Below are 14,399 nucleotides of genomic sequence, written 5' to 3'. Positions count from 1 at the left end.
GAGACACCCCTCATGCCTGGGAAAAGCCCGTGGAAGGTGGCTGCCGCATCGGCTGTCATCGCCCTGCTGGCGGCCGGTTGCAGCGGCACTGACTCGGACGACACCGAGGTTGTGCCCAACAGCATCAGCATCGGCATCGCCGAGCCCTCGAGCCTGATCCCGTCGAACTCCATCGAGTCGAGTGGCTCGCAGGTGCTGGCGTCCTTGTTCTACCCGCTCGTGCGGTTCGACCCCACCAACAAGCCCTACCTGGTGGCGGCCCAGTCGATCACGCATGACAAGACGAACCGGGTCTGGACCGTCCGGCTCAAGCCGGGGTTCACCTTCAGCAACGGCGAGCCGGTCGTGGCCGACAACTACCTCGACGCCTGGAACTACGGCGCCTACGGGCCGAACGGTCAGCTCGCGTCGTACTTCTTCAGCCGCATCGACGGCTTCGCCGACCTGCAGTCGAAGGACCCCGACGACGACGGCCCGGAGAAGGCGCCCGAGCCCCGGGCCAAGAAGCTGCGCGGCCTCAAGAAGATCAACAACCTGACCTTCACGGTGACCCTCAGCGAGGCGTTCGCGGGCTGGCAGTCAGTCATGGGCTACGACGCTTTCTACCCGCTGCCCAAGGCCGCGTTCTCCGGCGACGGGGTGCTCAACAAGGAGTTCGCCGAGGCCCCGATCGGCAACGGCCCCTTCAAGATGAAGGGCACCTGGCAGCACGACGAGAAGATCACCGTCGAGAAGGTAGCCGACTTCAAGGGCACGATCCCCAAGGTCAACGGCATCACCTGGAAGATCTATCAGGAGCTCAGCGCCCAGTACGCCGACCTCAACGCGGGCAACCTCGACATCGAGACGAAGATCCCGATCGAGAACCTCGCCTCCGCCTCCGGTGACCTCGGCGACCGGCTGGGCCGCACGGACAGCTCGGCCTTCTCGTTCGTCGGCTTCCCGATGTATCTCGACAAATACAAGGACCCGAACATCCGCCGCGCCCTGTCCATGGCGATCAACCGCGACGAGATGACCGACCAGGTCTTCCTCGGCTCCGAGAAGCCGGCCACCTCGTTCGTGTCGCCGGCCATCGAGGGCGCCCGGTCCAACAGCTGCGGCCAGTGGTGCGAATACAACCCGACCCGGGCCAAGCAGCTTTACACCGCGGCCAACGGCCCGAAAGACATCAAGATCGCGTACAACGTGGACGGCGGGCACAAGGCCTGGATCGACGCGATGTGCAACCAGATCAAGGTGTCCCTGGCGATCAACTGCACCGGTTCCGGCCTGCCCAAGCTGGGCGACGTCGTCAGCCGGGCCCGGGCCGGGGAGGACATCGGCCTGATCCGGCTGGGCTGGACGATGGACTACCCGCTGATGGAGAGCTACCTCGGCCCGCTCTACACCAGCGACGGCTCCTCGAACTACTACGGCTACAAGAACAGCACGTTCGACAGCCTGGTGCGTCAGGGTTCGGCCGCGACCAGCACCAAGCAGGCCGAGCAGCTGTGGAACGAGGCGGAGAACCAGCTCGTCCGGGACATGCCGGTGATCCCGCTGCGGTTCGGCCAGAACGTCTTCGGCTGGTCGGAACGGGTCACCGACGTGACGATGGACCTCTTCCAGAAGGTCGACATCTACACGGTCGACATCGCGAGCTAAATGTTCCGCTTCATCGTGCGGCGCCTGCTGCAGATGGTCGTCACCTTCTTCGGGGCCACCTTCGTCGTCTACGCGCTGATGTTCGCGTACGTCGACGACCCGTACCAGGCGCTGGCCGGCGACCGTCCCCTCACCGACACCCAGCGGGCTGCGCTCGACGCCCGCTTCCACCTCGACGACGGCTTCTTCCAGCAGTACTGGCACTACGTGACGGGCCTGCTCACCGGCGACCTCGGCGAGACGACGACCGGCCGCTCGATCGGCGATCTGCTGGCGGAGGCCTGGCCCGTCACCATCCGGCTGGCGCTGCTGGCGATCGTCATCGCCGCGATCATCGCCGTCGGGGCCGGTGTGCTCTCGGGCATCCGCCGCGGCGGCGTGTTCGACACCGTCACCCTGGTGCTGACGCTGCTGGTGCTGGCCATGCCGATCGTGGTGCTGGCTCCGCTGGCCCAGCTGGTGTTCGGCATCCAGCTCGGCTGGTTCCCGCCGACCGCCGGGCGCGACGCCGGCCTGTACGAGCTGCTGCTGCCCGCCGTGGTGCTGGGCAGCCTGGTGATCGCGACCGAGCTGCGGGTGACCCGTACGTCGGTGGCCGAGAACCTGCGCGCCGACTACGTGCGTACGGCCCGGGCCAAGGGCCTCGCGCCCAAGCGGGTGATCGGGGTGCACGTGCTGCGCAACTCCCTGATCCCGGTGGTCACGTTGATCGGCGTGGACATCGGTGTGCTGATGTCGGGGGCGATCGTCACCGAGGGCGTGTTCAACATCCCCGGCGTCGGCTTCAACCTGTTCCGCGGCATCCGGGCCGAGGACGGACCGCTCGTGGTCGGGTTCGTGAGCGTCCTGGTGATCGTCTTCCTGGTGATCAACCTGGTCGTCGACCTGCTGTACGCCGCCCTCGACCCCAGGATCCGCTATGAGTGAGGTCGAAGCGGTGACCAGGGCCACCGGCAAGCCGCGCAGCCTGGCCGGTGACGCCTGGCGCGACCTGCGGACGAGCAAGGTCTTCTGGATCGCCGCGGTGCTGGTCGTCGTCGTGCTCGTGATGGCGGCCTGGCCGTCGCTGTTCACCTCGGCCGACCCGCGCGACTGCCTGCTCGCCCGCAAGAACGCCGGACCCACGGGCGCGGCGATCTTCGGTTTCGACTTCCAGGGCTGCGACGTCTACGCCAAGACCGTGTACGGCGCCCGCGACTCGATCCTCGTCGCGGTCGGCGCCACCCTGCTGGCCGGCGTGATCGGTCTGATCGTCGGGCTCATGGCCGGTTACTTCGGCGGCTGGCTGGACGCGCTGCTGTCCCGCTTCATCGACGTCATGCTGGGCGTCCCGTTCCTGCTCGGCGCGATCGTGCTGGCCAAGCGACTGTCGTCCGACCCCGGCAGCAACGGCGTGCTCGCGGTGACCGTGACGCTCGGGGTGCTCGGCTGGACGACGGCGGCCCGGGTGCTGCGCTCGGCCGTGCTGACCACGAAGAACCAGGACTACGTGGCCGCGGCCCGGATGCTCGGGGCGGGCCCGGGGCGGCTGATGATCCGCCACATCCTGCCCAACTCGATCAGCCCGTTCATCGTCGTGCTGACCATCCTGCTCGGCATCAACATCGCCGGCGAGGCCACCCTGTCGTACCTCGGCGTGGGTCTCAAAGGTGACGCCGTGAGCTGGGGCATCGCGATCGCGGAGGCCGGACCCTTCGCCCGTACGGCGGCGGCCCCGCTGGTCTGGCCCTCGGTGTTCCTGGCGGCCACCGTGCTCGCCTTCATCATGCTCGGCGACGCCGTCCGCGACGCCTTCGACCCGAAACTGCGGTGAGACGCCGATGACCGCCCCCCTGTTGGACGTCCGCGATCTGCACGTCGAATTCCGTACGCGGGAAGGTGTGGCTCGCGCGGTCAACGGCGTCAACCTGCGGCTGCACCCGGGGGAGACGCTCGCCGTGCTGGGCGAATCGGGCTGCGGCAAGTCGGTGACCGCCCAGGCGATCATGGGCATTCTGGACACTCCGCCCGCGCACGTGACCGGCGGCGAGGTCCTCTATCGCGGTACCGACCTGCTGCGGCTGCCCGAGAGTGAACGCCGCAAGATGCGCGCCAACCACATCGCGATGATCTTCCAGGACGCCCTGAGCGCGCTCAATCCGGTCTTCACTGTCGGGTTCCAGCTGGCCGAACTGTTCCGGGTGCACCGGGGCCTGAGCCGCCGCGACGCCAAACGCCGGGCCGTCGACCTGCTCGACCAGGTCCGCATCCCCGACGCCGGACGCCGCGTCGACGACTACCCGCACCAGTTCTCCGGCGGCATGCGGCAACGCGTCATGATCGCGATGGCGCTGGCCCTCGACCCCGACGTGCTGATCGCCGACGAGCCCACCACGGCCCTCGACGTCACCGTGCAGGCCCAGATCATGAGCTTGCTGGCCGAACTGCAGCGCGAACGCACCATGGGGCTGCTGCTGATCACACACGACATGGGTGTGGTGGCCGACGTGGCCGACCGGATCGCGGTCATGTATGCCGGGCAGGTCGTCGAGGAGGCGCCGGTACACGACATCTACGCGCGGCCGGCCCACGCCTACACCAAGGCGCTGCTCGAATCGATCCCGCGGCTCGACCACAAAGGCCGGGCGCTCAACGTGATCGGCGGGCTGCCGCCGGCGCTCACGGACATCCCGCGCGGCTGCGCCTTCCACCCCCGGTGCGCGTACGCGCGGGAGATCTGCCGGCTCGAACCGCCGCCCGCCTACCGGATCGCGCCGCAGCGGATCGCCAGCTGTCACTTCGTACGGGAGGTTCTCGGTGTCTGACGTCGTGCTCGAGACCCGTGGACTGGTGAAACACTTCGGCGCGGTGCGAGCGGTGGACGGGGTCGACCTGCAACTGCGGCGGGGCGAGACCCTGGGCGTCGTCGGGGAATCGGGCTGCGGCAAGTCGACGCTGGCCAAACTGCTGGTCGGGCTGGAGAAACCGACCGGCGGCGAGATCCGCGTCCGGGGGGACGACCTGTCCCGGCTGCGCGGCGGCGGCCTGCGGCGGGCCCGGCGCAACATCCAGATGGTGATGCAGGACCCGTACACGTCGCTCAACCCGCGCATGACGGTCGGCGACATCCTCGGCGAGCCGTACGACATCCACCCCGACGCCGTGCCGCACACCGGCCGGCAGCGCGCCGTGCAGGAACTGCTCGACCTGGTCGGGCTCAACCCCGACCACCTCAACCGCTACCCGCACCAGTTCTCCGGCGGCCAGCGCCAGCGCATCGGCATCGCCCGCGCCCTCGCCCTGCGTCCCGAGATCATCGTGTGCGACGAGCCGGTCTCCGCCCTCGACGTGTCGATCCAGGCCCAGGTGATCAACCTGCTGGAGGGTCTGCAACGGCATCTCGGGCTCGCCTACATCTTCATCGCGCACGACCTGTCGGTGGTGCGGCACATCTCCGACCGGGTCGCCGTCATGTACCTCGGCAAGATCGTCGAGACCGGCAACCACATGGCGATCTACGACCAGCCGACCCACCCGTACACGCAGGCGCTGCTGTCGGCCGTCCCGGTGCCCGACCCCCGGCTGCGCGGCCGCCGCGACCACATCATGCTCACGGGCGAGGTGCCGTCGCCGGCCGCACCGCCGTCGGGATGCCGTTTTCGGACGCGCTGCTGGAAGGCCCAGCCGGGGTGTGCCGAACATGAGCCGACACTGGAGATCCGGGAGCGGTCGCCGCACCCGAGCGCCTGCCACTACGCCGAGGTTCGCGACGTGATGCGCCGCTTCTGATCTGTCGTACCCGGGTGACACACTCCCGGTCATGCTGCGACCGTCGTCCCGCCGGGGTCTCACCTACGCCGATGCCGTCCACTTCCTCGGGGCGGGAGAGAGCAAGTTCCTCTCGTACGTGGGACGACTCGCCGGGATCCCGGCCGGCGCGGCGGCGCTGGCCACGCTGAGCTCGGTCGACCTGCTGGCGGCGCGCAACGAGATCGTCGAATGGGGACAGTCGGCGTTCCGCTCCTTCGTCGAGCGCCGGGCCGGGCTCAGCCGCTTCGACCGCACGGAACGATTGGTGGCGGCGCACACCGTGCTGGTGGTCAACGCGTTCTTCGAGTGCTGGGGTGACACCGGGATCACGGCGTCCGAGCAGGCCGCCCTGGCCGCCCGCTCCACATCGGAGTCGACTCCCGCCCAGGTGGCCGAGGTGCTGGCCAAGGCGACCGTGCCGATGCCCTCGGCGGCGGTGCCGCCGGAGAAGCTGCGCGCCGACCTCGAGACGTATTACTTGATGCTGGCCGCGGCGTCGGCCCGATTCCTCGAGGGGCTGTCGTTCCCGCCGCCTCACCACCCGGACAAGGCCGCAGTGGTGGAAGCGGCGATCCGGCAGTACGAGATCACCTATCGGTCCCTGGCCGCGGATGTGCCGGAGTTCGCGATCTGGGCCGCCATGACCGACGCCGCCGCCGGCCGTGCCACCACCGAACGGGTGGGCGGCGAACTGGCGACCGGTCTCGCCGACATCCGAGCGATGGTGGCCGGACTGACCGGTGCCGCCGCGGCCTGCCGGGCCGACCTGGCCGACCAGTACCGGCGGGAACTCGGCCGCCCGATTGTCGACGTCGGTGACCTGCCGGACGGGGTGACCTTGCCGGCCACGGCCGACCTCTACGTCAACCCCCGGGCCCGGGCCGGTCGCGCCGAGCAGGGATCGCCGGTTGCCGCCGAGTCGTGGTGGGCGGAGGCGGCCGAGGTCCCCGAGATCCAGGCGTTCCTGGCCGGCTACCTGACCGGGTGGGACGCTGTGGCGGCGCCGCTGGTCGTGCTGGGGCAGCCAGGATCCGGCAAGTCGATGCTGACCCGCGTGCTGGCCGCGACGCTGCCGCCCTCGGAGTACCTGGCCGTGCGGGTGGAGTTGCGCTCGGTCGCCGCCGACGCCCCGCTCCAGGACCAGATCGAGGCGGCCGTCTACGACACGATCGGCGAGCGGGTGCCGTGGCCGGAACTGGTGCGGTCGGCCGGGGGAGCGCTGCCGGTGGTGCTGCTGGACGGCTTCGACGAGTTGTTGCAGGCATCGGGGGCCAACCGGGCCGACTACCTGGAACAGGTCCGCGACTTCCAACGCCGCGAGGCCGACCGCGGTCGTCCGGTGGCGGTGCTGGTCACCTCGCGCATCGTGGTGGCCGACCGGGCGCGTGTCCCCGACGGCAGTGTGGTGCTGCGCCTGGATCCCTTCGACGACAAGCAGATCGAGACCTGGCTGTCGGTCTGGCGGGCCACCAACCAAGGGGGACTGACTACGCCGCTGCCGGTCGAGGTGGCCCTGCGCTATCGCGAGCTGGCTGAGCAGCCGTTGCTGTTGTTGATGCTCGCCCTGTACGACGCGCGGAACAACGATCTGCGCGAGGGCGGCGACCTGAACAGGACCGATCTGTACGAGCGGTTGTTCGCCGAGTTCGCCCACCGCGAACTGGCCAAACGCGAACCGTCGGCCCCGATCGACGCCGCGGCGATCGCCCGCGAGCTCCGCCGGTTGGAGTACGTGGCCATGGCTCTCTTCGTCCGCGGCGCCCAGGTCGTCACCGAACACGAGCTGGAAAACGACCTCCGGGAACTGCTGCGAAACGACCGGGTGGATCGGCCGGACCGCGCTCGTTCGCTGAGCGCGACACAGTTGCTGGTAGGCCGGTTCTTCTTCCTGCACGAATCCCGCGCCCGGGAAGGCGTGGACCAGCCGGAGCGCTGTTTCGAGTTCCTGCACGCCACCTTCGGTGAGTTCCTGGTGGCGCGCCTGGTGGTGACCACGCTGACCGACCTGGCCGAGGAAGGCAAGCACCAGGCCCGGCGGCCTTACCCCGGCCCGTTGGACGCCGGCCCTCTTTACGCCTGGCTGTCCTTCGCGGTGCTCACCGGCCGTCGATCCGTGATCGAATTCTGCGGGGCGATGATCGGGCGATTGTCTCCTGAGCTGCGGGATGCCTGCGACAGCCTTCTCCGGGAACTGCTGCGGGGCGCGGCGTTTCCGCCGTCGACCTGGTCGCTCGGCGGTTATCAGCCGTTGCGCCGGTCGGCGTCCGGACGGGAAGCGGCCTTCACCGCCAACCTCACGACGCTGATCGTGCTGGTGTCCCCCTCGGAGGGAGTCGATCCCGAGTCGCTCGGCGTCTCCTGGCGGGCGCAGGCGCTCCTGTGGGAGAGCCAGCTGTCCGGCGACGCCTGGCAAAGCCTCTGGACCACGATGCGCCTGGTGCACAGCAGAAGTCCCGACGAACGAGCGACACTCGCCCTCGACGACGGATCGAGCGTCAGTCTGTGGCAGTCGGTGCCATATCGGTCCGACGCGTCTGCCGAATCGATCCGGCCGGAACCCATTTTTCGAGACGTCACCGCCGAACCGGGGACCTATCTGGGCGGGTCGTTGCGGATGGCGGCTTTCCGAGCCGACATCGGCCTACCGAAAGTGCTCGCCCACAGCGCGGCCCCGTTTCTGCGGTTGGCGCCGCTCATGACGATCCACGACGCCGCCTCAGCAGGCACAAATCTCGAAGTGATCATGGAGGTGCTCTTCGCGTCTCGCGATGACGGTCCCGAGGCGCGGCACCTGTCCAACACCTATCAAGCTGCTCTCAGCTCAGGCATTGACGCCGAGAGCGCCGTTGTCATGCGCCTACTCGAAGGAGACGCCCACCGCATCGAGCCGCGCACTGTGTTGAACGTGCTGCTCGAGGCCGCGCAGCAGACGAACGCCTTCTCGCGCAGCTATATGACCGAATTCGCTGACGGGCCGGCGCGAATCCTGGCCATCTGTCACCGGCGCAACAGCGACCCCGAGCTGATCCGCGCCGTCTACGACCGGATCGGTGGGCACACCAAAGTCAATCCTGGCCAGCAGCGCTTTCGTGACTTGCTGCGGCAGGAGTTCGAGATACTCGGTGTGCCGTTCCCCGAGGAGTTGTTCGCCTAGAGGGGGCCGCGGCCGGCGCGAAGGATCATCAGGGCGACCTGCGCCCCGTCGGCGCCCAGGGCCTCGCGGAAGCGCTCCACGATCTCGCGCTCGCGTGAAAGCACCAGACGGGTGCCGCCGCTGGCCATGCGGGTCTTCCCGACGGTTTGCGAGAGGCGGGCGCGTTCCAGCCACAGGTCGATGATGGCCTGGTCGATCTCGTCGATCCGTTCGCGCATGGCGCGGATCTCGTCGGCGGCCAGCGGCTCGCCCGCGCCGGTGTTCTGGTCCATCACGTCGGCGGTCATGTCGTGCTCCTCGGGTGCTGGCGCCCCGGTCGACCCGGCCCGGGCAGCATCGAGCCCCGGGCGGGAAGGCCCGGGGCTCGATGTAGGTCTGTCGTTCAGACGCTAGCTACGGCAGCGGGACTCCCGGTGCCATAGAAAAATCGCGTCTGCTGGATCACGAGGCCGAGTATGCCCCCGGCACGAGCGGCTTCGCAAGAAAACCGCCCGATCCGTGGGACGGCGAAACTAACCGACGGTGGTGATCCGGTTGGCCGGGCCGGGCGCGACCGGTGCGCCGGCGCCCAGGTAGGCCACCAGGGCGTCGATGTCGAAACCGGGTGCGGTGGTCCGGCCCGTTCCGGCGGTCAGCGCGGAGAAGCCGTCGCCGCCGTTGGCCAGGAAGTCGTTCGTCGTCAACCGGTACGAGGCGGCGGGGTCGATCGGCGTCCCGTTGAGGGCCAGGTTCGAGACCTTCGAGCCGAGGGCGGCGGAGGCGCTCCAGGTGTAGGTGAAGCCGTTCGACACCTGCAGCATCTTGGTGGTGGTCTGCCCGTTGTGACCGGCGAACTGCTGTTCCAGCACGGCCTTGAGCTGCGCCCCGGTGAAGGTCTGGGTGACCACGAGGTTGTTGAACGGCTGGACCGTGAAGGCTTCCCCGTACGTGACCTCGCCGTTGGCCTCGCCCCCGGCGGACGCCTCGGCGTCGAAGTCGGCCCGGATGCCACCCGGGTTCATCAGCGCGATCTGGGCGCCGTCGCCTGTCGTCCGGGCCAGCTGGGCGTCCGCGATCACGTCGCCGAGCGGGCTCTCGCCGGCCGGGGTCGCCGTACGGGTGATGTCGGCGGTGATGCGTCCCACCACCCGGTTGGCGATGGGTGCCACCGCCGTACGGTACTTGTCGGCGATCTTCTTGGCGGCCGCGTCGACGGTGGCCGGGTTCTTGAGGTACACGCCGTTGGCGTCCTTCTGCCAGCCGCCGTTGCCGTCGGGCACGCCGTTCTCGACGATCACGTTCTTCGCGGTGATCTCGGAGAAGCGTCCCGTACGCCGGTCGACCGCGTAGTCGATGTCGGTGATCAGCTGGCCGTTGGTGCCGGCGCTGGTGACCACTGACTTGCCGTTCTTGTTGGGCAGGGTGCACGAGTAGAACCGGTGCGTGTGACCCGAGACGACCAGCCCGAACTCGGGGTTGAGCCCGGCCACGATCGGCACGATGGGTCCGCTGAAGCCGGTGCAGTCCGACACGCCCGGGGTCGGCGTGGCCGTGGCCTGCGAGCCGCCCTCGTGCACGAGCAGCACCTGGGCTTTCACGCCGAACAGCTTGAGCAGGTTGCCCCACTTGTTGGCTGTCGTGATCTCGTCGGTGAAGTGCACGTTCTTGATGCCGGCGGGGTTGACGATGCCGGCCGTGCCTTCCAGCGTCATGCCCACGAAGCCGACCGGCACGCCGTTGACCAGCTTGATGTCGATGGGCGGGAGAATCGGCAGCTTCGTCCGGTTGTCGATCGTGTTCGCCGCGAGGTACGTGAACTTGGCCCCGCCGAAGCCGTCGCCGTCCTGGCAGCCGTCGACCGGGTGGCACCCGCCGCGCTGCAGCCGGAGCAGCTCGTCGACGCCCTCGTCGAACTCGTGGTTGCCGACCGAGCTGACCTGCAGGCCGATCTGGTTCATGAGCTCGATCGTCGGCTCGTCGTGGAACGCGGCGCTGACCAGCGGGGTCGCGCCGATGAGGTCGCCCGCGCCGACGGTCAGCGTGGAGCGGCCCTCGGTCTTGGCCTGGGCCCGCAGCTGCTTGAGGTAGGTGGCCAGGTATTCGACACCGCCGGCGGGCGTCGACGTGCCGGACGCGTTGACGACCGCGCCGCTGCCGGCGGGCGGGTCGATCGCGCCGTGGAAGTCGTTGTAGCTCAGGAACTGGCCCTTGACGGTCGCGCCGGAGGGCAGCCCGTAGTTGACGCTGACGGACTGGAACTCGGGCGGCGGGGCCGCGGCGGCCGGGGTGTCCGCGGGACGGGTCAGCGGCAGCGCCGCGACGACGGCGAGCGCGAGCGCGGGCGCGGCGAGGTGACGCAGCGCGGCCCGGCCGCGGAAGCGGGGACGGTCCATGATGTTCGGTCTCCCGATCAATGTTGTGAAGTCAACTACGACAGAGTGGTGTATCGATGCGCGTGAGCGCTAGCGCCGCAGGGTCAACAAGGCGACGAATTCTTGTCGGGGGGTCGGCATAGACTTCACCCCGCGATGCGACCTTCTTCTGAGACCCACGACAACGCCCTGTTCGCTGTGCCGTCCACGCGGCCCGAGCAGACGGCGCCGCGCAGGCCGCGGCTCGACCCGGAAGCGCTGCTCACGGGGCTGAACGGCCCTCAGCGCGACGCCGTCACCCACGCCGGTTCGCCGCTGCTGATCGTGGCCGGCGCCGGCTCGGGCAAGACCCGTGTGCTCACGCATCGCATCGCCTACCTGCTCGCCGCGCGCGACGTGCATCCGGGCCAGATCATCGCGATCACGTTCACCAACAAGGCCGCCGGCGAGATGAAGGAGCGGGTGGCCCAGCTCGTCGGCCCCCGGGCCCGGCTCATGTGGGTGTCGACGTTCCACTCGGCGTGCGTGCGCATCCTGCGCGCCGAGCACGAGCACGCCGGTCTCAAGAGCAGCTTCTCGATCTACGACGCCGACGACTCGCGCCGCCTCATGACGCTGGTGATCCGCGAGCTCGACCTCGACCCGAAGCGGTATTCCGCGCGCGGCCTGGCCGCCCAGGTCTCCAACCTGAAGAACGAGCTGGTCGAGCCCGAGGAGTTCAAGGAGAAGGCCAAGGGTCCGGCCGAGCGGGCGGTCGCCGAGGCGTACGAGCTGTATCAGCGCCGCCTCCGGGAGGCGCACGCGCTCGACTTCGACGACATCATCATGACCACGGTCCACCTGTTCCAGTCGCATCCCCACGTCGCCGAGACCTATCGTCGCCGGTTCCGCCACGTGATGGTCGACGAATACCAGGACACCAACCACGCGCAGTACATGCTGGTCAAGGAGCTGGTCGGGACGCAGGGGGGCGACGTCGGGCCGGCCGAGCTGTGCGTGGTGGGCGACGCCGACCAGTCGATCTACGCGTTCCGTGGCGCCACGATCCGCAACATTCTCGAGTTCGAGCGCGACTATCCCGACGCCCGCACGATCCTGCTCGAGCAGAACTACCGCTCGACCCAGACGATCCTGTCGGCGGCCAACGCGGTGATCGACCGCAACACGTCGCGCAAGCCGAAGCGGCTCTGGAGCGACCAGGGCGCGGGCGAGCAGATCGTGGGTTACGTCGCCGACACCGAGCACGCCGAGGCCGACTGGGTGGCCCGCGAGATCGACCGGCTGACCGACCGGGGGGAGATCCGCCCGGGTGACGTGGCCGTCTTCTACCGCACCAATGCGCAGTCGCGGGTCTTCGAAGAGGTGTTCATCCGCGTCGGCCTGCCCTACAAGGTGGTCGGCGGCGTCCGGTTCTACGAGCGCAAGGAGGTCCGCGACGCGCTGGCCTACCTGCGCGCGGTGGTCAACGACGACGACACGGTGAGCATCCGCCGGGTGCTCAACACCCCCAAGCGCGGCATCGGCGACCGGGCCGAGGCGTGTGTCGAGGCACTCTCCAACCGCGACCGCATCTCGTTCGGTCAGGCCCTGCGGCACGCGAAGGACGCGCCCGGCATCGCCGCCCGTTCGGCCAACAGCATCGCCGATTTCGTGCAACTGCTCGACGACCTGCGCACGGCCGCCGCGACGTCACCGCCCGAAGAGGTGCTGGAGATGGTGCTGCAGCGTTCGGGCCTGCTCTCCGAGCTGGAGGAGAGCCTCGACCCGCAAGACCAGGGCCGCGTGGAAAACCTGCAGGAGCTGGTCAGCGTGGCCCGCGAGTACACCGAGCGCGTCGAGGCCCAGGCCGACGAGGACGAGGAGGCCCCGGCGGCCACCCTCGCCGGCTTCCTGGAGCAGGTCGCGCTGGTCGCCGACGCCGACCAGCTGCCCGACGACGACCCCGACCACCAGGGCGTGGTCACGCTGATGACGCTGCACACGGCCAAGGGCCTGGAGTTCCCGGTCGTCTTCCTGACCGGCCTGGAGGACGGCGTCTTCCCGCACACCCGCGCGCTCGGCGACAACAACGAGCTCGAGGAGGAGCGCCGCCTGGCCTACGTGGGCATCACCCGGGCCCGGCAGCGGCTCTACTTGTCCCGCGCGGTCACCCGCGGCGCGTGGGGCCAGCCGCAGTACAACCCGCCCTCACGCTTCACCGATGAGCTGCCGCCCGAGCTGATCCGCTGGGAGCGTACGGCCGGCAACTACACGTCCTGGTCGGGCACGGGTGGTGGCGTCGGCGGCCGCGGCGGGGGAGACCGTTATCGCGGCGGGGGCTTCTCCGGCGGCACGCCGAAGGCACAACAGCTCGCGAGCCGGCTCGGCATCGACGCCAGCAAGTTGTCGACGGCCAGCGAGCTGCCGCAGGCGCCCAAGGTGTCGGCGGGCGACCGGGTCAACCACCAGCGGTACGGCTTGGGCCGGGTGGTCACGGTCGAGGGGCAGGGCCCCGGCGCGCGGGCCCAGATCGACTTCGGCGACCAGGTGATGTGGCTGATCCTGCGGCACGCGCCGATCGAGAAGATCTAGGACAGCGAACAGCCGTCCAGGGTGACGCCGCGCTCGTGCAGCCAGCGCACCGGCTCGATCGGGTTCTTGTAGAAGCCGAGGTGCACCTCGAAGTGCAGGTGCGGCCCGGTGGAGTGACCGGTCGAGCCCTCGTCGCCGATCTGCTGGCCGGCCTCGACCCGCTGCCCCTCGTGCACGGCGATCGCCGACATGTGCCCGTAGTGGGTGAGGTAGCCGTGGCCGTGGTCGATGAGCACGGCGTTGCCGTAGCCCTGGGCTGCGCCCGCGCGCACCACGACACCCGCTCCGGCGGCGAGGATCGGCGAGCCGTCCGGTCCGGCGATGTCGACGCCCGCGTGCAGCCGGCCCCAGCGCGGACCGAAGCACGACGTGACGCGGCCCGCCGGGTTGGGGTTGACCCAGGCCGGGACGACGACGGGCGCCTTGGTCACGACGACGCGCGGCTTGAGCTTGCGGCGGACGCCGGCGGCCTCGCCCTCGGCCGGCGGCTTCCACGGCCCGGTGTCGACGACCGGGTCGGCGACCGTGAGCGACTCTCCGGGCGCGACGCCGGCCACCGGTACGGCCTGTTTGTCGGCGGCGGCTGCGGCGGTGCCACCGGCGATCCCGGTGGCCAGCGCGGCGCCGAGGGCGGCGGTCAGCAGCGTGGCCCGGCCCCGGTCACCGGTGAGGAAGGCGAGGGGCGCCCGGTGGCGGCGGACCTGGGCCCGGCGGTGACGACCGGCGGCACGGGTCTCGTCTTGAAGCGCCACGCGGCACGACCTCCCAGGCAGATATGAGCACCGACATGTGCTTGTCGGCCTGCCTGCAGGATTCGTGAAGAGGAGCCGCCCGGTTCAACCGAGTTGCAACCGCAGAGGTTTGCCGGCCCGTAGGTGGGTACTCCG

Annotated in this window: 10 protein-coding genes; 7 read left to right on the top strand and 3 right to left on the bottom strand. The window is 69.5% G+C overall.

Annotated features, from left to right (window positions below; translation table 11 throughout):
* The first annotated feature begins 12 nt into the window (after positions 1-12).
* Genes BKA14_RS27005 through BKA14_RS26980 form a run of 6 tightly spaced genes read left to right on the top strand, consistent with a single transcriptional unit; the run spans position 13 to position 8,590 of the window.
* A complete protein-coding gene (locus BKA14_RS27005; RefSeq protein WP_184953645.1) occupies positions 13-1,647 on the top strand; it encodes a peptide ABC transporter substrate-binding protein in 1,635 nt (544 codons plus the stop codon).
* On the top strand, positions 1,648-2,574 hold the full coding sequence (locus BKA14_RS27000) for an ABC transporter permease (protein WP_184953644.1): 927 nt from the start codon (positions 1,648-1,650) through the stop codon (positions 2,572-2,574).
* On the top strand, positions 2,567-3,460 hold the full coding sequence (locus tag BKA14_RS26995; RefSeq protein ID WP_184953643.1) for an ABC transporter permease: 894 nt from the start codon (positions 2,567-2,569) through the stop codon (positions 3,458-3,460). The genes BKA14_RS27000 and BKA14_RS26995 overlap by 8 nt, the downstream gene beginning before the upstream one ends.
* Positions 3,461-3,467: 7 nt before the next feature.
* Complete coding sequence (locus BKA14_RS26990) at positions 3,468-4,451, top strand: ABC transporter ATP-binding protein (protein WP_184953642.1); 984 nt, start codon at positions 3,468-3,470, stop codon at positions 4,449-4,451.
* Positions 4,444-5,415, top strand: a complete 972-nt coding sequence (locus BKA14_RS26985) for an ABC transporter ATP-binding protein (RefSeq protein ID WP_184953641.1) — start codon at positions 4,444-4,446, stop codon at positions 5,413-5,415. The genes BKA14_RS26990 and BKA14_RS26985 overlap by 8 nt, the downstream gene beginning before the upstream one ends.
* Positions 5,416-5,446: 31 nt before the next feature.
* Positions 5,447-8,590, top strand: coding sequence for an NACHT domain-containing protein (locus tag BKA14_RS26980; protein WP_184953640.1), 3,144 nt, complete (start codon positions 5,447-5,449; stop codon positions 8,588-8,590).
* On the opposite strand, the gene BKA14_RS26975 is transcribed toward BKA14_RS26980, so the two are convergent.
* Both BKA14_RS26975 and BKA14_RS26970 read right to left on the bottom strand, forming a co-directional pair.
* On the bottom strand, positions 8,587-8,877 hold the full coding sequence (locus tag BKA14_RS26975) for a chorismate mutase (protein ID WP_184953639.1): 291 nt from the start codon (positions 8,875-8,877) through the stop codon (positions 8,587-8,589). The genes BKA14_RS26980 and BKA14_RS26975 overlap by 4 nt on opposite strands.
* 225 nt (positions 8,878-9,102) lie before the next feature.
* Positions 9,103-10,962 carry a bifunctional metallophosphatase/5'-nucleotidase gene (locus BKA14_RS26970; RefSeq protein ID WP_184953638.1) on the bottom strand — a complete coding sequence of 620 codons (1,860 nt, stop codon included), beginning with the start codon at positions 10,960-10,962 and terminating at the stop codon, positions 9,103-9,105.
* Positions 10,963-11,097: 135 nt separating this feature from the next.
* On the opposite strand from BKA14_RS26970, the gene pcrA reads away from it, so the two are divergent.
* Positions 11,098-13,512 carry a DNA helicase PcrA gene (pcrA, locus tag BKA14_RS26965; RefSeq protein ID WP_184953637.1) on the top strand — a complete coding sequence of 805 codons (2,415 nt, stop codon included), beginning with the start codon at positions 11,098-11,100 and terminating at the stop codon, positions 13,510-13,512.
* On the opposite strand, the gene BKA14_RS26960 is transcribed toward pcrA, so the two are convergent.
* Positions 13,509-14,264: a M23 family metallopeptidase gene (locus BKA14_RS26960; protein ID WP_239093533.1), complete on the bottom strand. Its 756-nt coding sequence runs from the start codon at positions 14,262-14,264 to the stop codon at positions 13,509-13,511. The two genes, pcrA and BKA14_RS26960, sit on opposite strands and share 4 nt — an antisense overlap.
* Positions 14,265-14,399 lie beyond the last annotated feature (135 nt).

This window comes from Paractinoplanes abujensis, assembly GCF_014204895.1.
Lineage (GTDB): Bacteria > Actinomycetota > Actinomycetes > Mycobacteriales > Micromonosporaceae > Actinoplanes > Actinoplanes abujensis.
Note: the sequence above shows the minus strand (reverse complement) of the source record. Positions and strands in the feature narration are given on the sequence as shown.

Coding starts and splice junctions, on each gene's coding strand:
- BKA14_RS27005 (WP_184953645.1), top strand. CDS start 13: ATGCCTGGGAAAAGCCCGTGGAAGGTGGCTGCCGCATCGGCTGTCATC.
- BKA14_RS27000 (WP_184953644.1), top strand. CDS start 1,648: ATGTTCCGCTTCATCGTGCGGCGCCTGCTGCAGATGGTCGTCACCTTC.
- BKA14_RS26995 (WP_184953643.1), top strand. CDS start 2,567: ATGAGTGAGGTCGAAGCGGTGACCAGGGCCACCGGCAAGCCGCGCAGC.
- BKA14_RS26990 (WP_184953642.1), top strand. CDS start 3,468: ATGACCGCCCCCCTGTTGGACGTCCGCGATCTGCACGTCGAATTCCGT.
- BKA14_RS26980 (WP_184953640.1), top strand. CDS start 5,447: ATGCTGCGACCGTCGTCCCGCCGGGGTCTCACCTACGCCGATGCCGTC.
- BKA14_RS26975 (WP_184953639.1), bottom strand. CDS start 8,877: ATGACCGCCGACGTGATGGACCAGAACACCGGCGCGGGCGAGCCGCTG.
- BKA14_RS26970 (WP_184953638.1), bottom strand. CDS start 10,962: ATGGACCGTCCCCGCTTCCGCGGCCGGGCCGCGCTGCGTCACCTCGCC.
- pcrA (WP_184953637.1), top strand. CDS start 11,098: ATGCGACCTTCTTCTGAGACCCACGACAACGCCCTGTTCGCTGTGCCG.